This window comes from Amycolatopsis sacchari (assembly GCF_900114035.1).
Classification (GTDB): Bacteria; Actinomycetota; Actinomycetes; order Mycobacteriales; family Pseudonocardiaceae; genus Amycolatopsis_E; species Amycolatopsis_E sacchari.
Window position 1 is genome coordinate 196786 of sequence record NZ_FORP01000008.1, and the last position, 16589, is coordinate 213374.

Annotated in this window: 15 protein-coding genes and 1 other RNA gene; 12 read left to right on the forward strand and 4 right to left on the reverse strand. The window is 70.8% G+C overall.

Features of this window, described 5'->3' with window-relative positions; all coding sequences use genetic code 11:
• The first annotated feature begins 7 nt into the window (after window positions 1–7).
• The 3 genes from BMZ92_RS16525 to BMZ92_RS16535 all read left to right on the forward strand — a co-directional run bounded on the left by BMZ92_RS16525 (window position 8) and on the right by BMZ92_RS16535 (window position 4252).
• Window positions 8–1879 carry an ArnT family glycosyltransferase gene (locus tag BMZ92_RS16525; RefSeq protein ID WP_091508276.1) on the forward strand — a complete coding sequence of 624 codons (1872 nt, stop codon included), beginning with the start codon at window positions 8–10 and terminating at the stop codon, window positions 1877–1879.
• A gap of 10 nt (window positions 1880–1889) precedes the next feature.
• Window positions 1890–1986: signal recognition particle sRNA small type (ffs, locus tag BMZ92_RS16530), an RNA gene on the forward strand.
• Between the two features lie 247 nt (window positions 1987–2233).
• Window positions 2234–4252, forward strand: coding sequence for a DNA polymerase III subunit gamma and tau (locus BMZ92_RS16535; protein ID WP_091508278.1), 2019 nt, complete (start codon window positions 2234–2236; stop codon window positions 4250–4252).
• Between the two features lie 448 nt (window positions 4253–4700).
• Here BMZ92_RS16535 and BMZ92_RS16540 read toward each other — a convergent pair whose 3' ends face one another.
• Window positions 4701–5495, reverse strand: a complete 795-nt coding sequence (locus BMZ92_RS16540; RefSeq protein WP_218153476.1) for an N-acetylmuramoyl-L-alanine amidase — start codon at window positions 5493–5495, stop codon at window positions 4701–4703.
• Window positions 5496–5611: 116 nt separating this feature from the next.
• On the opposite strand from BMZ92_RS16540, the gene BMZ92_RS16545 reads away from it, so the two are divergent.
• From BMZ92_RS16545 to BMZ92_RS16585, 9 genes are all read left to right on the forward strand, one after another.
• Window positions 5612–5977 carry a YbaB/EbfC family nucleoid-associated protein gene (locus tag BMZ92_RS16545; protein ID WP_091508283.1) on the forward strand — a complete coding sequence of 122 codons (366 nt, stop codon included), beginning with the start codon at window positions 5612–5614 and terminating at the stop codon, window positions 5975–5977.
• Between the two features lie 12 nt (window positions 5978–5989).
• The gene (gene recR, locus BMZ92_RS16550; protein ID WP_091508285.1) at window positions 5990–6586 is read left to right on the forward strand and encodes a recombination mediator RecR; all 597 of its coding nucleotides are present in this window, start codon (window positions 5990–5992) and stop codon (window positions 6584–6586) included.
• Window positions 6558–7193, forward strand: a complete 636-nt coding sequence (locus tag BMZ92_RS16555; protein ID WP_342743501.1) for a uridine kinase family protein — start codon at window positions 6558–6560, stop codon at window positions 7191–7193. Before recR ends, BMZ92_RS16555 begins: the two co-directional genes overlap by 29 nt.
• Before the next feature lie 75 nt (window positions 7194–7268).
• A complete protein-coding gene (locus BMZ92_RS16560; protein ID WP_177228730.1) occupies window positions 7269–8933 on the forward strand; it encodes an ABC transporter substrate-binding protein in 1665 nt (554 codons plus the stop codon).
• Between the two features lie 90 nt (window positions 8934–9023).
• A complete protein-coding gene (locus tag BMZ92_RS16565) occupies window positions 9024–10028 on the forward strand; it encodes an ABC transporter permease (protein ID WP_091508288.1) in 1005 nt (334 codons plus the stop codon).
• Window positions 10025–10954, forward strand: a complete 930-nt coding sequence (locus BMZ92_RS16570) for an ABC transporter permease (protein WP_091508290.1) — start codon at window positions 10025–10027, stop codon at window positions 10952–10954. Before BMZ92_RS16565 ends, BMZ92_RS16570 begins: the two co-directional genes overlap by 4 nt.
• Before the next feature lie 7 nt (window positions 10955–10961).
• Window positions 10962–11954 (forward strand): ABC transporter ATP-binding protein, encoded by a 993-nt coding sequence (locus BMZ92_RS16575; RefSeq protein WP_091508293.1) that lies wholly within the window; start codon window positions 10962–10964, stop codon window positions 11952–11954.
• The gene (locus BMZ92_RS16580) at window positions 11951–13051 is read left to right on the forward strand and encodes an ABC transporter ATP-binding protein (RefSeq protein WP_091508296.1); all 1101 of its coding nucleotides are present in this window, start codon (window positions 11951–11953) and stop codon (window positions 13049–13051) included. The genes BMZ92_RS16575 and BMZ92_RS16580 overlap by 4 nt, the downstream gene beginning before the upstream one ends.
• A 50-nt stretch (window positions 13052–13101) precedes the next feature.
• The gene (locus BMZ92_RS16585) at window positions 13102–13746 is read left to right on the forward strand and encodes a DedA family protein (RefSeq protein WP_091508298.1); all 645 of its coding nucleotides are present in this window, start codon (window positions 13102–13104) and stop codon (window positions 13744–13746) included.
• Here BMZ92_RS16585 and BMZ92_RS16590 read toward each other — a convergent pair.
• The 3 genes from BMZ92_RS16590 to BMZ92_RS16600 all read right to left on the reverse strand — a co-directional run bounded on the left by BMZ92_RS16590 (window position 13704) and on the right by BMZ92_RS16600 (window position 16557).
• A complete protein-coding gene (locus BMZ92_RS16590) occupies window positions 13704–14609 on the reverse strand; it encodes an EamA family transporter (RefSeq protein WP_091508300.1) in 906 nt (301 codons plus the stop codon). The genes BMZ92_RS16585 and BMZ92_RS16590 overlap by 43 nt on opposite strands.
• A 794-nt stretch (window positions 14610–15403) precedes the next feature.
• Window positions 15404–15952: a GrpB family protein gene (locus BMZ92_RS16595; RefSeq protein ID WP_091508302.1), complete on the reverse strand. Its 549-nt coding sequence runs from the start codon at window positions 15950–15952 to the stop codon at window positions 15404–15406.
• Window positions 15953–15963: 11 nt separating this feature from the next.
• Window positions 15964–16557, reverse strand: a complete 594-nt coding sequence (locus BMZ92_RS16600) for a TetR/AcrR family transcriptional regulator (protein WP_091508305.1) — start codon at window positions 16555–16557, stop codon at window positions 15964–15966.
• Between the last annotated feature and the right edge of the window lie 32 nt (window positions 16558–16589).

The window sequence follows — 16589 nt, forward strand, 5'->3', positions numbered from 1 at the left end:
CGTTCAGATGACGACTGCGTCCGCCGCGCCACCCGCGTACGCCGGGGCCGGCCCCGTCGCAGCCACTCGCCAGGCGGGCAGGCCGCGGTGGGTCCGCCCCGCCGTGGCCGTCCTGCTGCTCGCGACCGCGGCGCTGTACCTGTGGAACCTCGGTGCGTCCGGCTACGGCAACGACTTCTACGCGATGGCCGTCCAGGCGGGCACGAAGAACTGGGAGGCCCTGTTCTTCGGCTCGCTCGACCCCGGCAACGTGATCACCGTCGACAAGCCGCCCGCCGCGATGTGGCTGATGGCGCTTTCCGGCCGGATCTTCGGCTTCTCCAGCTGGAGCATGCTGGCGCCCAACGCGTTGTGCGGCGTCGGCTCGGTGGGTTTGCTGTACCTCGCCGTGCGGCGCACGAACGGTCCCGCCGCGGGACTGCTGGCCGGCGCGGTGCTCGCGCTGACGCCGGTCGCCGCGATGATGTTCAAGTTCAACAACCCGGACGCCCTGCTCGTCCTGCTCATGACGCTCGGCGCCTGGTGCACGGTCCGCGCGCTGGAGAAGGCGAGCACGGGGTGGCTCGTCCTCGCCGGGGTCGCGATCGGGTTCGGGTTCATCACCAAGATGCTGCAGGCGTTCCTGGTGCTGCCCGCGTTCGCACTGGTGTACCTCGTCGCGGCGCCCACCGGGCTCGGCAGGCGGGTGCTGCAGGTGCTCGCCGCCGGGGTCGCGGTGCTGGTGTCCGCGGGCTGGTACGTCGCGGTGGTGGCGTTGTGGCCGGCGTCGAGCAGGCCGTACATCGGCGGCTCGACCGACAACAGCGCGCTCGAACTCGCCTTCGGCTACAACGGCCTCGGCCGCATCTTCGGCGGTGACGGCAACGGCGGCGGTGGTGGCGGCGGGAACGGCATGTTCGGCGGCGAAACCGGCATCACCCGGATGTTCGGCTCGTCGTTCGGGTCGGAGATCTCGTGGTTGCTACCAGCGGCGCTCATCGCGCTCGTCGCCGGGCTGTGGTTCACGCGGTTCTTGCCGCGCACGGACCGCACCAGGGCCGGCCTGCTGCTGTGGGGCGGCTGGACCGTGGTGACGGCACTGGTGTTCAGCTACATGAGCGGCACCATCCACCCGTACTACACGGTGGCGCTCGCGCCGGGCATCGGCGGCCTGATCGGCATCGGCGCGCTCGAACTGTGGCGGGGCAGGCACAACTTCCCGGCCCGGGTGTGGCTCGCGGTGATGCTCGCCGCGACCGGCGTGTGGGACTTCATCCTCCTCGACCGGGTGTCGTCCTGGCAGCCGTGGCTGCGCTGGGTGCTCCTGCTGCTCACCGCCATCTTCGTGGCGGGGCTGCTGTTCGGCGCGGATCGCATCCGGGAACTGGCCGTCGTGCTCGGTGTCGGGGCACTGCTCACCGGGATGCTCGGCACGACGGCATACGCGGTGGTCACTGCATTCACCCCGCATACAGGTTCCATACCGACGTCCGGGCCGTCGAGCGCGGCGATGGGCGGGTTCGGCGGCGGTATGGGCGGCGGTTTCGGTGGCCGTGGTGAGTCCGACAGCGCGGTGATCGACCTGCTGAAGGGCACCACCACCAAGTGGGCGGCCGCGACCAACGGCTCCCAGTCCGCCGCCGGCCTCGCGCTGAACTCGGACAAGGCGGTCATCGCCATCGGCGGGTTCAACGGCGGCGACCCGGCGCCGACCCTGGAGCAGTTCAAGCAGTACGTCGCAGACGGCCAGATCACGTACTACGTCTCCGGCGGCATGGGCGGCTTCGGCGGCCGTGAGGGCAGCGGGTCCATCGCCGAATGGGTGGAGCAGAACTTCACCGCCACGACCGTCGGCGGCTCCACTGTTTACGACCTGACGAAACCCCTCGCCCAGTCCTGACCTACACTGTGTGGCGGACCCCCGCGGCGTCCATCCTGTGAACCTCCCCAGGGCCGGAAGGCAGCAAGGATAAGCAGGCTCTGACGGGTGCGGGGGTCCCCTTGTTCGTCGGCCGTTGGCCGACTTCCCTCGGGCCCGAACCCGATTGCTTCTGGGGGCCGAGCCCCCAGACCCCCACGGTGCGAGCTCCTCACCTTGGCGGGCGCTGGGCACGTGTCGGGTGGACCAGCGTCGCTTCGCATCCGGTGGTCCCGGAGAGCGGTCGGGTGGGCCTGGTGCGGCGGGGGCCGGTGAGCGGCGTGCGGGCGGTGGCTCCGGCGTCGGGGGGTGGGGTCGGGGCGGTAGTCTCGCTGCGTGGCTTTGGCTCTTTACCGGAAGTACCGTCCGGCGACCTTCGCCGAGGTCGTCGGGCAGGAGCACGTCACCGAACCGCTCCGCACCGCGCTCGCGGCCGGGCGCATCAACCACGCGTACCTGTTCTCCGGGCCCCGGGGCTGCGGGAAGACGTCCAGCGCGCGCATCATGGCGCGCTCACTCAACTGCGCCGAGGGCCCCACCCCCGACCCGTGCGGCAAGTGCGACTCGTGCCGTGCGCTCGCCCCCGAAGGCCCCGGCAGCATCGACGTCACCGAGCTCGACGCCGCCAGCCACGGTGGCGTCGACGACGCCCGCGAGCTGCGTGACCGCGCCTTCTACGCGCCGGCCGAGTCGCGCTACCGGGTGTTCATCATCGACGAGGCCCACATGGTCACGACGCAGGGTTTCAACGCCCTGCTCAAGATCGTCGAGGAGCCGCCGGAACACCTGATCTTCATCTTCGCCACCACCGAGCCGGACAAGGTGCTGCCGACGATCCGCTCGCGCACGCACCACTACCCGTTCCGGCTCATCCCGCCGAGCGCGATGCGGGACCTGCTGGAGCGCAACGTCGCGGCCGAGGGCATGCACGTCGACCCGGCCGTGTACCCGCTGGTGATCCGCGCCGGCGGTGGTTCCGCGCGGGACACGCAGTCGGTGCTCGACCAGTTGCTCGCCGGTGCCGGGCCGGAGGGCGTGACCTACCAGCGCGCGGTGTCGCTGCTCGGCGTCACGGATGTCGCGCTCATCGACGACATGATCGACGGGCTCGCGGCGGAGGACTCGGCCGCGGTGTACGGCACGATCGAGCGGCTCACCGAGGCCGGGCACGACCCGCGACGCTTCGCGTCGGACCTGCTGGACCGGCTGCGGGACCTGGTGCTGGTGCGCTCCGTGCCCGACGCCGCCGCGCGTGGACTCGTGTCCGCGCCGGAGGACGAGCTGGCGAGGATGGCGGCGCAGGCCGAGCGCGTCGGCCCCGCGACGCTGACCCGGTACGCGGAGATCGTCCACAACGGACTCTTGGAGATGCGGGGCGCCACCGCGCCGCGACTGCTGCTGGAGCTGCTGTGCGCCCGGATGCTGCTGCCCGCCGCGTCCGAGAGCGAGGCAGCGGTGTTGCAGCGCCTGGAACGGCTCGAACGGCGTGCCGCGGCGGGTGGTCCCGTGGCGGCGGCTCCTGTTGCCACTCCGGGGGCCCCCGCACCTGCTGCCGCTCCTGCGGCCGTCGCGCCTGCCGCTGTCCCCGAGCGGACGTTCCAGCGGCCGTCGCAGCGCCCGGCCGCCGAACCGGCACCCGAACCCCGTCCCGCACCGGCGCGCCCGGCCCCTGAACCGCCGCGCCCGGCTCCCGAAGCACCGCGGTCGGAGCCGGAACCCGTTGTGGCGCAAGAGGAACCTGTGCAGGCCCCAGCGCCGGCGGCACCGGGTGGCGTGGACGCGGCGGCCATCCGGCGGATCTGGCCGGACCTGCTCGCGGCGATCCGGAAGACGAGCCGCAGCACGGAGGCGATGCTCACGCACGCGACGGTGCAGAGCGTGGAGGGTTCGCTGGTCGTGCTGTCGCACACGGCGGAGCCGCTGGCGCGACGGCTGTCGGAGGCACGCAACGCGGACTTCATCGCGGCGGCACTGCACGAGGTGCTGGGCGGTTCGTGGCAGGTGCGGTGCGTGCACGGCGGCGGTGGTGGAGGTGGCGGTTCGGCCCGCCCGAGCGGTGGTCCGCGGCCGCAACAGGGACCGCCGCAGCGCGAGGCGCCGCAGCAACAGCAGCGCACGTTCCAGCGCCCGGCACCGGCTCCCGCGCAGCAGCAGCCCGCGCCGAAGCCAAAGGTCACCACCACCGAGCCGGACATCCCGCTCCCGCCGGAACCGGACGAGGACGAGGTCGCGATCCTGGCGGAGGAATCCGCCTTCGACGAGCCCGCCCCCCTGGCAGCCGCCCCGGCGATCGACCCGGAGGAAGAGGCACACCGCCTCCTCGCCGAACACCTCGGCGCCCGCCCCCTGGATTGAGTCCTGGGCGGGTTGCCGGGCCCCGGTGGGCTGAGGTTTCGGGTGGTGGACTGTCGAGGCTGGGGATGCCTGCGAACGAGGCTGCCGGGATATCGCTGCCGGGGCAGGGTGGCTGGCTGAGCTGTTGGGGCAGCGGGCCGCCGGGCCCGAGCGCGGCGAGCCGGGGTGGCGGAGTCCCGCTGGCCGCTGTGCGGCTTGGCCTCTCGGCCTCGCCGCTCCGCCCGCCGCTGCGGCTCCGCGCCGCTCGCCCGCACGCCGCGCCGCTCGCCCGCACGCCGCTCCGCGCGCCCGGCTGCGCCGCGCGCCCCGCCGCTTCGCGGCTGCGCGGCTCCGTCCCCCGGCTCCGCCCGCCGCTCCGCCGTTCCGCCGTTCCGCCGCTCCGCCCGGCCCCGCGGCTCCGCCCACCGCTCCGCGCCCCACCACTCCGCGCCCCCACCCCCACCCCGCCTCAACCCAAAAAAGCCTCAACCCCCGCGGCAATCGCCTGCGCGTACCGCGCCCGCCCCTCCGGGCTGGCCATCGCCGCCGCCTCGGTCGCGTTGCGCATGTTGCCGCATTCCACCAGGGCGGCCGGGCGGGTCGAGAGGTTGAGACCGGCGAGGTCGTCCCTGGGGTAGATGCCCGCGGACCCGAGGTACGTCGACGTCGGGTAGCCCGCCTGCTGCAGCGAGTCCCGCAGGGCGTGGGCCAGCGAGATCGACGGCTCGCCTTGCGCGGGGTTCAGCGGCGGCGCCGAGTACGACACGTGGAACCCGTGCGCAACGGGCGAAGTCGACCCGTCGGCGTGGATCGAGACCACCGCGTCCGCGTTCGCCTCGTTGCCGATGGCCGCTCGCCTGTCCACACAAGGTCCGACGCCGTTGTCGTCGTTCCGCGTGTACTCGACCCGCAGTCCGGCCGCCCTGAGCAGCGCCCCCACTCGCTGCGCGACGTCCCACGTGAACGCGTGCTCCGGGTACCCCTGTCTCGTCGCGGTTCCCGTGGTGTTGCACGGTTTCGTCTCGCCACGCCCCGCCGGGACGGGCTTGTTGATCACGCCCGGGTGGCTCGCGTTACCACCGTTGTGCCCGGGATCGAGCACCACGACCCGCTGCGGCCGGGACGACGACGGCGCAGCAGAAGACGGCACAGACGGAGCCCCGGAAACACTGGACGGAACAACAGAAACCCCCGGCGAACCCGGCACCGGACTCCCGCCACCACTCGTGCACCCCGCGAGCAGCAGCGTCCCCGCCAGCACCATCCGCCACCTCATGCGCCCACCGTCGCACACCCCCGGGGCGCCGGAGCGCCTGCCACGCCCACCGGACGTTAGTCTGGGCAGTACGTGCAGGTCCCTTCACGGATGGGAAACGGCAAATGGTCAACCCCGGCGGCGGAATGCCCGACATGCAGGCGATCCTCCAGCAGGCGCAGCAGATGCAGCAGCAGCTCGTCGCGGCGCAGGAGGAGCTCGCCCGCACCGAGGTCACCGGCAGCGCCGGCGGTGGACTGGTCACCGCGACGGTCACCGGCGGCATGGAACTGAAGAGCCTCAAGATCGACCCGAAGGTCGTCGACCCCGAGGACACCGAGACGCTGGCCGACCTGGTCGTCGCCGCGGTGCGGGACGCCAGCAAGAACGCGCAGAAGCTCACCGAGGAGAAGCTCGGCCCGGTGACCGGCGCGCTCGGCGGCGGCATGCCCGACCTCGGCGGGTTCGGCCTGCCCGGGCTCGGCCAGTAGAAGGCGACCGGGTTGTACGAAGGGGTAGTCCAGGACCTGATCGACGAGCTCGGTCACCTGCCGGGCATCGGCCCGAAGAGCGCGCAGCGGATCGCGTTCCACCTGCTCGCCGCCGACCCGGCGGACATCGCGCGGCTGCAGGACGTGCTCGGCAAGGTCCGCGAGGGCGTCCAGTTCTGCGAGATCTGCGGCAACGTCTCCGAACAACAGCAGTGCCGCATCTGCCGGGACACGCGCCGCGACACGTCGCTGATCTGCGTCGTCGAGGAGCCCAAGGACGTGCTCGCCGTGGAGCGCACGCGCGAGTTCAAGGGCCGCTACCACGTGCTGGGCGGCGCGCTGGACCCGTTGTCCGGCATCGGTCCTGACCAGTTGCGCATCCGTGAGCTGCTCACCCGGATCGGCGGCGAGGAGGTCACCGAGGTGATCATCGCGACCGACCCGAACACGGAGGGCGAGGCGACGGCGACGTACCTGGTGCGGATGCTGCGCGACTTCCCCGGGCTCACGGTCACCCGCCTCGCCTCCGGGCTGCCGATGGGCGGGGACCTGGAGTTCGCCGACGAGCTGACGCTGGGCCGTGCGCTGTCCGGACGCCGCACTCTCTGACCTCGCCGCCGCGGTGCTCGCCGCACCGCCGCGGCTGGGCCGCGTCCGCCTCGTCGCCGTCGACGGGCCCTCCGGCGCGGGAAAATCCACCTTCGCCGCGCGGCTGTGCGCCGAACTGCCGGACTCGGCGCTCGTCAGCACCGACTCCTTCGCCACCTGGGACGACCCCGTCGCGTGGTGGCCGCGCCTGGTCTCCGGCGTCCTCGAACCGCTCGCGCACGGCGAGCCGGGCAGCTACGTGAAGCTGGACTGGACCAGTGGCCGGCCGCGGCCCGGGGAGCGGGTCGTCGTGCCCCCACCGGATGTGCTCGTCGTCGAAGGGGTGTCCGCCGCCCGGAAATCGGTGCGGCCGTTGTTGTCCGCGCTGTGCTGGCTCGGTGGTCCAGACCCCCGGACGCGGCTGGAGCGTGCCGTTCAGCGGGACGGCGAGGCGTCCCGCGAGCACCTCGTGCGGTGGCAGGCGTTCGAGCGGGGGTGGTGCGCCGTCGACCGCCCGTTCACCCGTTCGGAGGCACACTTGCAGGTCTTTTCGGGCAAATTCTCTACGGAGCGCAACGACAACCGCCCGCGGTGTGATGGAACGGCCTTTTACGTAGCGCGATCGTAACCTGGCGTGGTTAAGCAAAACGCCCATTGGGGGCTAGGGTCGTCGATCAAACTGCAACTTCTACTAGGAGTTCCCATGCTCCCTCAGCGGGTGGCTCGTCTGCGCCGGCTCGCCCTGATCGGGTTGACCGGCGCGCTCGCCGTGGCCATGTCGGCCTGCGCTTCCGAACGCGGTTCGGGTGGTGGTGCCGACCAGACGTTCGTCTTCGGTGCCGCGGGCGCGCCGAAGAACTTCGACCCGATCTTCAACGACGACGGTGAGAGCTTCCGTCCTGCCCGGCAGATGTTCGACACGCTCGTCACGTACAAGCCCGGTACCACGGAGCTGGTGGGCGACCTGGCGACCGCGTGGACCCCGAGCGCCGACGGCAAGGCCTGGACCTTCACCCTGCGTCAGGGCGTCAAGTTCCACGACGGCACCCCCTTCAACGCCGCGGCGGTCTGCTTCAACTTCGACCGCTGGTACAACATGAAGGGCGCGGCGGCGCAGAGCCAGATGATCTACTACGGCGACGTCTTCGAGGGCTTCGCCAAGAACGAGGGCGACGCGACCGGCTCCCCGGTGTACAAGTCGTGCGAGGCGAAGGACGACTTCACCGCCGTCATCAACCTCAACAAGGCGAAGGGCGCCTTCCCAGACGCCTTCGGCCTCACGTCGCTGTCGATCTCCAGCCCCGACGCGCTGAAGAAGTACGACGCCGACAACGTCACCCAGAGCGGCGACTCGTTCACGTACCCCGCGTACGCCAACGAGCACCCCACCGGCACGGGCCCGTACAAGTTCGAGAGCTACGACAAGACGAACAAGACGATCACCCTGGTCCGCAACGACGACTACTGGGGTGAGAAGGCCAAGACGGCCAAGCTGATCTTCAAGATCATCGAGGACGAGAACGCTCGCAAGCAGGAGCTCGCCGCCGGCACCATCGACGGCTACGACTTCCCGAGCCCGGCGGACTACAACTCGCTGAAGGACGCGGGCAACCAGGTACTGATCCGCCCGGCCTTCAACATCCTCTACCTGGGCATCAACCAGAAGAACAACCCGAAGCTGCAGGACGTCCGCGTCCGCAAGGCGATCGAGTACGCGATCAACAAGGACCAGCTGGCCAAGAACAAGCTGCCCAGCGGGGCCTACGCGCAGACGCAGTTCCTGCCGAACAACGTGCCCGGCTACACCGACTCGGTGGAGAAGCACAGCTACGACCCGAACCAGGCGAAGCAGCTGCTGCAGCAGGCCGGGGCGAGCGACCTGACGGTGAACTTCTACGTGCCCACCGAGGTCACCCGGCCCTACATGCCGAACCCGGTGGACATCGGCGGCGCGATCGCGGACGACCTCAAGGCCGTCGGCATCAAGGTCAACATCGTCCAGGAGCCGTGGAACGGTGGCTACAAGGATGACGTGCAGAAGGCGGGCAAGCAGGACCTGCACCTGCTGGGCTGGACCGGTGACTACGCCGACGCCGGCAACTTCGTCGGCACGTTCTTCGGACGGCAGAAGGCGGAGTTCGGCTTCGACAACGCGCAGATTTTCTCGGCGCTGTCCAACGCCGACGCGCAGGTGACGCCGGACGCGAAGAAGAGCGCGTACGAGCAGGCCAGCGTGCTGATCTCGCAGTACGTCCCGGCGGTGCCGCTGACCTCGTCGCCGCCGGCGATCGTCGTCAAGAACAACATCCACAACCTGATCCCGACCCCGCTGACCGACGAGCGGTTCTACACGGTCACCAAGGGCTGACGGCCGGGCTTCGGCGCCTGAGTACCGCGTCCCGGCGATCCCGGGGCGCGGTACTCGCGCAGAAGAGACCCCTGTGAGGGCTTCCACCACATGCTGCGATTCATCCTCAGGCGGCTGCTGCAAGCCGTACCGACTCTGCTCGTGCTCTCGATACTGGTGTTCGCCTGGCTGCGCCTGCTGCCCGGCGGCCCGGCGGGCGCACTGCTCGGGGACAAGGCCACTCCCCAGAAGCTGGCCGACCTCAACCACCTGCTGGGTCTGGACCAGCCGATCCCCATCCAGTACTTCAAGTTCCTCGGCCGCGTCATCACCGGCGACTTCGGCAGTTCGCTGATCAGCGGCGACTCCGTGATCGCGGAGGTCGGCCGGGCGTTCCCGGCGACCGTCGAGCTCTCGGTGTTCGCACTCGTGCTCGCGGTCGCCTTCGGCATCCCGCTCGGCTACGTCGCCGCCCGCTACCGCGGCAGGCTGCTGGACAACGCCACCGTGCTCACCACGCTGGTCGGTGTCGCGGTGCCGGTGTTCTTCTTCGGCGTGCTGCTCAAGTACGTGTTCGCGCAGAAGCTGGGCATCCTGCCGCCTTCGGGGCGCCAGGACGTGACCATCGACGCCACGCACGTCACCGGGTTCTTCGTCCTCGACGGGATCCTGACGGGTGAGCTCGACGCGGCGTGGGACGCGATCAAGCACCTGATCCTGCCCGCGATCGCGCTGGCGAGCATCCCGTTCGCCGTCATCGTGCGCATCACCCGTGCTTCGGTGCTCGACGTGCAGCAGGAGGACTTCGTGCGCACGGCGGAGTCGAAGGGCCTGACCACGCCGGTGATCCGGCGCCGGCACATCCTGCGCAACGCGCTGCTGCCGGTGTCGACGACCATCGGCCTGCAGACCGGGCTCCTGCTGGCGGGCGCGGTGCTGACGGAGAAGGTGTTCAACATCCCGGGCGTCGGTTACCTGCTGGCGCAGGGCATCGAGCGCCGTGACTTCCCGAGGCTGCAGGCGCTGCTGCTGCTCGCCGCGTTCGTGTACGTCATCGTCAACCTCCTCGTCGACGTCTCGTACGCGATCATCGATCCGAGGGTGCGGGTGCGATGACCACGAACCTGTTGCGGCGCAAGCGCGACCGCATCGACGACCTGGCGGAGACCTCGGGCGGCACGAGCCTCGCGGCGGACGCGTTCAAGCGCATGTCGCGCAGCCCGATCGCGATCACCGGCGCCGTCATCACGATCCTGTTCGTGCTGCTGGCGGTCCTGTCGCCGTTCCTGGCGCCGAAGGACCCCCACCGGCCCTACGACGAGCTGAAGGCGACGCTGCGGCCGGACTCGATCCCCGGTGCCATGCCGGGTTTCCTGCTCGGCAGCGACCAGAACGGCTACGACTTCTTCTCGCGGCTGCTGGTCGGTTCGCAGCAGACGCTCATCGTGGGTGTCGTCGCGACGCTGATCGGCGTCGCGATCGGCATGGTGATCGGCGGGCTCGCCGGCGCGCTCGGCGGCTGGGTGGACACGGTGCTCATGCGGTTCACCGACATCCTGCTCGCGATCCCGTCGCTGCTGCTGGCGATCTCGATCGCGGCGCTGTTCCCCGGTACACAGTGGACGGTCATCATCGCGGTCGCGGTGGTGAGTGTCCCGGTCTTCGCCCGGCTGCTGCGGGGCGCGATGCTCGCGCAGCGCTCCAGCGACCACGTGCTCGCCGCGACCGCGCTCGGCGTGCGGCGCAGCACCATCGTGTTCCGGCACATGCTGCCGAACTCGGTGGGCCCGGTGATCGTGCAGGCCACGCTGACGCTGGCCACCTCGATCATCGACGCGGCCGCGCTGTCGTTCCTCGGCCTCGGTGACGCCGACTGGACGCGGGCGGAGTGGGGCCTGATGCTGGGCAAGGCGCAGGACTACCTCGACGTCAAACCGGAACTCGCTTTCTACCCGGCCATCGCGATCATCATCGTGGCGCTGGGCTTCACGCTGCTCGGCGAATCGCTGCGCGAAGCGCTCGACCCGAAAAACAGGCGGTAAGAGCTTCATGGCACTGCTGGAAGTCAGGGACCTCTCGGTCACCTTCAAACGCAAGGGGGTCCGCCCCTTCACGGCCGTGGACGGCGTCAGCTTCGACGTCGAACCCGGCCGCACCGTCGGCCTCGTCGGCGAGTCGGGCAGCGGCAAGTCCGTGACCGCGCTGGCGATCATGGGCCTGCTGCCCAAGCGGGGCGCGGAGGTCGGCGGCTCGGTCCGGTTCGAGGACACCGACCTGCTGACGCTGTCCGACCGGCAGCTGCGCGACAAGCGCGGCCGCGACCTCGGCATGGTGTTCCAGGACCCGCTGTCCTCGCTGAACCCGGTCATCCCGATCGGCCTGCAGATCACCGAGGTGCTGGAGCGGCACCGCGGGATGAGCCGCAAGCAGGCGAGCGGCGAGGCGGAGCAGCTGCTCGGCCGGGTCGGCATCCCCGACCCGACGCGACGGCTTTCCGAGTACCCGCACCAGCTTTCGGGCGGGATGCGGCAGCGCGCGCTGATCGCGATCGCGCTGGCGTGCAAGCCGAGGCTGCTCATCGCGGACGAGCCGACGACCGCGCTCGACGTCACGATCCAGGCGCAGATCCTCGCGCTGCTCTCGGAGCTGGTGCGGGACACGGGCACCGCGTTGATCATGATCACGCACGACCTCGGTGTCGTCGCGGGTCTGTGCGACGAGGTCAACGTCATGTACGGCGGGCGGATCGTGGAACGGGCCGAGCGGCACGCGTTGTTCGCGGCGGCCCGGCACCCGTACACGCACGGGCTGCTGGAGTCGATCCCGCGGCTGGACGCCCCGCGTGGCGAGAAACTGGTGCCCATCAAGGGTTCCGTGGCCGACAACATCCCGTGGGACTCGGCGTGCGCGTTCGCGCCGCGGTGCCCCAACGCGCTGGACCGGTGCCGCCAGGTCCGGCCCGAGCTGCTACCCGACCACGGCGGCATGCTGCGCTGCCACAACCCGGTCGGACACGCGGTCAAGCAGGGGGTGCGGGCGTGAGTGACGCTTTGGTGCAGGTCGAAGGCCTCGAAGTGCACTTCCCGATCAAGCGGGGAGTGGTGCTGGACCGGACGGTGGGGCACGTCTACGCCGTCGACGGGGTGAACCTGGAGATCCGGCGCGGCGAGACGTACGGGCTCGTCGGCGAGTCGGGCTGCGGCAAGACGACGCTGGGCCGCGGCCTGCTGCGGCTGGTGGAGCCGACCGGTGGGCGCGTGGTGTTCGACGGGACCGACCTGTCGGAGCTGAAGGGCGAGTCGCTGCGGAAGATGCGGCGCCGCATGCAGATGGTGTTCCAGGACCCGCTGTCCAGCCTCGACCCGCGCCAGTCGGTCGAGTCGATCCTGGTCGAGGGCATGCGGGCGCACGGCCTGGCGAAGGACAGGGAGGCGACGCGCAAACGCTTGCGCGAGCTGCTGTCCGCGGTCGGGCTGCCGGAGAGCGCGCTGCGGAAGTACCCGCACGAGTTCTCGGGCGGGCAGCGGCAGCGCATCGGCATCGCGCGGGCGCTGGCCGTCGAGCCGGACCTGATCGTCGCCGACGAGCCGGTGTCGGCGCTCGACGTGTCCGTGCAGGCGCAGGTCATCAACCTGCTGGAGGAGCTGCAGGAGCGGCTCGGCCTGACGTACCTGGTCATTGCGCACGACCTGGCCGTGGTGCGGCACATCTCCGACCGGATCGGCGTGATGTACCTGGGTTCGCTGGTCGAGGAGACCGACTCGGAGACGCTCTACGCGCAGCCGCTGCACCCGTACACGAAGGCGCTGCTGTCGGCGATCCCCGTGCCCGATCCGGAGGTCGAGGACAGCCGGGAGCAGATCCTGCTCGCCGGTGACCTGCCCTCGCCCGCCGCGCCGCCGTCCGGCTGCCGGTTCCACACCCGCTGCCCGTGGCGGCAGGAGACGAAGTGCGACACCGAACGGCCGCAGCTGCGGGAGATCGGCGCGGGGCACCGGGTGGCGTGCCACTGGGCGGAGGACATCCAGGCGGGCCGGATCACGCCGCACGAGGTGGAGGCGGAGCTGGTCGAGGTGGAGTCCGCGGCCGGGCCGTCGGTGCCGCACGCGTCGTCCGTGGCGGAGATGCTGGAGCCGTGATTTCGGTACCCTGGCGGCCCGGAGGCCCGGAACGACAGGGGGACTGAGACGTGCACATCGACCAGTGGCTGGAGACGATCCCGCCACTCCTGGTGTACATCACGGTCGGTGCCGTGATCGGCTTCGAGAGCCTCGGCATCCCCCTTCCCGGTGAAATCGTGCTGGTGAGCGCCGCGTTGCTGTCGTCGACGCACGCCGGGCTGAACCCGTGGCTCGTCGGGATCGTCGGCAGCGCCGGCGCGATCGTCGGCGACAGCATCGGCTACCTCATCGGCCGCAAGGGCGGGCGCAGGCTGTTCGACTGGGCGGGCCGGAAGTTCCCGAAGCACTTCGGGCCCGACCACGTCCGCAACGCCGAACGGATCTTCGCCCGGCGCGGCGTGTGGGCGGTGTTCTTCGGCCGGTTCGTCGCACTGCTGCGGATCCTGTGCGGGCCGCTCGCGGGTTCGCTGCACATGAACTACGGCAAGTTCCTGGCGGCGAACGCGCTGGGCGGCATCGCCTGGGCCGGCGGTACGACGGCGCTGGTGTACTCGCTCGGTGTCGTCGCGGAGCAGTGGCTGTCGCGGTTCTCCTACGTGGCGCTGGGCATCGCGGTGCTCGCCGGCGTGGTCATCAGCCTGGTGCTCAAGAAGCGGATGGGCCGCAGGCATCACGAGGACGAGGCGGCGAGCGCCACGTCGGCCGAGCGCTGACGCTTCGGCAGCGAGCCCAGCAGCACGCCGCCGACGACCACCAGCCCCGCCAGCACCTCGACGAGCGCGGGGCGCTCGGCCAGCAGCAGGAACGACGCGCTCATCCCGACGACGGGCACGAGCAGCGAGAACGGCGCGACGACGCCCGCGGGGTGCCGTCGCATCAGCGTGGTCCAGATGCCGGAGCCGACGAGCGTGCCGAACACCACGATGTAGGCGAAGCCGGCGATCCCGATCCAGCCGCCGGTCGTGTTCAGGGTGGCGAGCGCGTGCCAGTCGGCGGCCGGGCCCTCGAAGACCAGTGACAGCAGGAACATCGGCAGCGGTGGCACGACCGACATCCACAGCGTGAAGTGCAGGCCGTTCTCGGCGCGGGCCTGCCGGGCGCAGATGTTGCCGACGGCCCAGCTCAGTGCGGCGAGCAGGGTGAGCACGACGGGCAGCAGCACGGCGTGCTCGGCCTGGTGCCAGGCGATCACGGCCATCCCGCCGACGGCGAGGACGATGCCGGCCAGCTGCCGGGGCGAGAGGCGTTCGCGCAGGAGGACGCTGCCGAGCAGCACGGTGAACGGCGCCGAGGCCTGCAGCACGAGCGACGCCAGGCCGGTCGGCATGCCGATGTTCATCGCGATGAACAGCAACGCGAACTGCCCGGTGCCGAAGCCGAGGCCGAACCCGATGAGCCAGCGCAGCTTCACCTTCGGCCGAGGCACGAACAGCACGGTGGGGATGGCGATGACGAGGAAGCGCAGCGCCCCGGTGAACAACGGCGGGAAGTGGCCGAGTGCGTAGTGCACGGCGAGGAAGTTGCAGCCCCAGAGCACGGCGACGAACACGGCGAGGAGACGGTCACGAGCACCCACGGTCTCAAGCTTGCGGTGGACAACTGTGTAGCACAATCGAGATAAATTCCAGCGACCCTTCAGTAGGCCTTCACGGACGTGCATATCGCCAGGTCGCGGGTGCTGCGGGAGTTCGCGGGCCGGGGCAGAGTGACGTCCGCCGCATGGGCCCTGACACGGCTCCGGGCTCCGCAGGTCGAGGTGGGGTTGCCGCTGCCCGAGCCGGGGGCGGGGCCTGACGCCGTGCACGTTGTGCACGTTGTATGCAGCGGGGGCTGCGGTGGCTGCCGTGGCTGCTGTGTCGTGGGTGGGCGGGCTGGCTGCTGTCTCGCGTGGCGGCACCCGGCCCCGGGCTGGTGTTATGCGCGTTGTATACGGCGGCGATGACCGGTCGCGTCGTGAGGGGGGCGGGCTGGCCGCTGTCTCGCGTGGCCGCTCCCGCCCGGGACCGTTATGCGCGTTGTATACGGCGACGGTGACCGTCGCGTCGTGAGGGCTCGGCCAGGACTTACCTCTTGGTGCGCAGCCGCGCGCTCCCGGCTCGGTGCGGTCGCGTTATGCAGGTTGTATGCAGCGGCTGCAGTGACTGCCCCCTCGTGAGGGGCAGGTCCGGCCGCGGTTGCTCAGCCGCGCGCTTCTCACCGCAGCCATCGCGCCCGGCTGCCCCATGTCGAGGCACCGCGCTGCCCGCCCCTCTACGCCGGGCAGCGCGGTGCCCGCCGCGCCGCAACCGCTCAGCCCAGCCAGCCCGTCGTCACCCCCGCGCCGCAACGGCTCAGCCCAGTCAGCCGATCGTCACCCCCCGCAGCAACCGCTCAACCCGGCCAGCCCGTCTCCCGCGCCCATTCCTCGGCACGAGCGTTCGCGGCGACGAGCCACGGCGCCTTCCCCTCGCGGTAACGGCCAGGACGGTGCCGGGAGCGGCGGGCGAGCCCTGCTTTCAGCTCCCCGTACGCCGCCGCCTCATCGGGATGGGCGAGGAGGTAGTCGCGCAGCAGGAGGCATCGGCGGACGTTCGGGTCGCTGGGGTCGCGGCGGCGGATCAGGTACGTAATACGGCCTGTATACAACTCGTAGTACCGACTCTCGCTGGTGAAACCGTGGATGTGCCGGTAGCCGGCGTCGAGCAGAGGGCCGGGATTCCACTGGCCGTCCGGGATGACGAGCTGGATGTCGATGATCGGCTTGGCCGCCAGCCCCGGCACGGCGGTGGAGCCGATGTGCTGGAGCTCGCCGGGCACGCCCGCCTGCGTCAGCCGGGCGGCCTCGGCCGCGAACAGCCGGGGCCAGTCGGCCGACGGGGCGGCGAACGGCACCCCGTGGACGCGGCTGCGCCTGGGCCGGTCACGGCGGAACCAGCGCATGGCCGCCTCCCTCAGAGCGCGTTGAGGCCCGTCACGATCACCTTCGTCAGGCGGGTGAGATACACGTTGTCCACCTGCTCCGTACTGCGGAGCAGGCGTAGCAGCAGCGGCGAGATCAGCACGTCGAGGCCGAGTTCGAGGTCGAGGTCGGCGGGAAGCTCGCCGCGGTCGATCGCGCGGGTCAGCACCGTGGCGGCGGCGGTGCGGCGCGGCCTGTCGACCACGTCGTGCAGTGCGGCGGCCAGCTCGGGGGTGCGGGTGGTCTCGACCAGGACGTCCAACGCGATCCGCCGCGTCCGCGGATCGGCCTGTTCGACGATCACGTCGAGGAACGCGCGCACGTCGCCTGCCAGTGAACCGGTGTCCGGCACCTCCGGCAGGTTCCGCAGTACCGCGGCCCCGACCAGGTCGATCAGCATCGCCTGTTTGGACGGCCATCGGCGGTATACCGCCGCCTTGCCGACCCCGGCCCGGCGCGCGACCGCATCCATCGTCATGCGCGCGTAGCCGATCTCGGCGAGCTGGTCGAACATCGCGCGGGTGATGGCGGCCGTGACGGATTCCTGGAGGACCGCCGCCCCCGCCGGTTCCCGCGAGCTCGTCATGCACGAAGTATACACACGACGGAACGGTTGCG

Bases quoted from the DNA above. Each gene is read 5' to 3' on its own strand.
- BMZ92_RS16540 (WP_218153476.1), bottom strand. From the start codon at position 5,495: ATGGTGCTGGCGGGGACGCTGCTGCTCGCGGGGTGCACGAGTGGTGGC.
- BMZ92_RS16565 (WP_091508288.1), top strand. From the start codon at position 9,024: ATGCTGCGATTCATCCTCAGGCGGCTGCTGCAAGCCGTACCGACTCTG.
- BMZ92_RS16595 (WP_091508302.1), bottom strand. From the start codon at position 15,952: ATGCGCTGGTTCCGCCGTGACCGGCCCAGGCGCAGCCGCGTCCACGGG.
- BMZ92_RS16575 (WP_091508293.1), top strand. From the start codon at position 10,962: ATGGCACTGCTGGAAGTCAGGGACCTCTCGGTCACCTTCAAACGCAAG.
- BMZ92_RS16600 (WP_091508305.1), bottom strand. From the start codon at position 16,557: ATGACGAGCTCGCGGGAACCGGCGGGGGCGGCGGTCCTCCAGGAATCC.
- BMZ92_RS16545 (WP_091508283.1), top strand. From the start codon at position 5,612: ATGGTCAACCCCGGCGGCGGAATGCCCGACATGCAGGCGATCCTCCAG.
- BMZ92_RS16525 (WP_091508276.1), top strand. From the start codon at position 8: ATGACGACTGCGTCCGCCGCGCCACCCGCGTACGCCGGGGCCGGCCCC.
- BMZ92_RS16560 (WP_177228730.1), top strand. From the start codon at position 7,269: ATGCTCCCTCAGCGGGTGGCTCGTCTGCGCCGGCTCGCCCTGATCGGG.
- BMZ92_RS16570 (WP_091508290.1), top strand. From the start codon at position 10,025: ATGACCACGAACCTGTTGCGGCGCAAGCGCGACCGCATCGACGACCTG.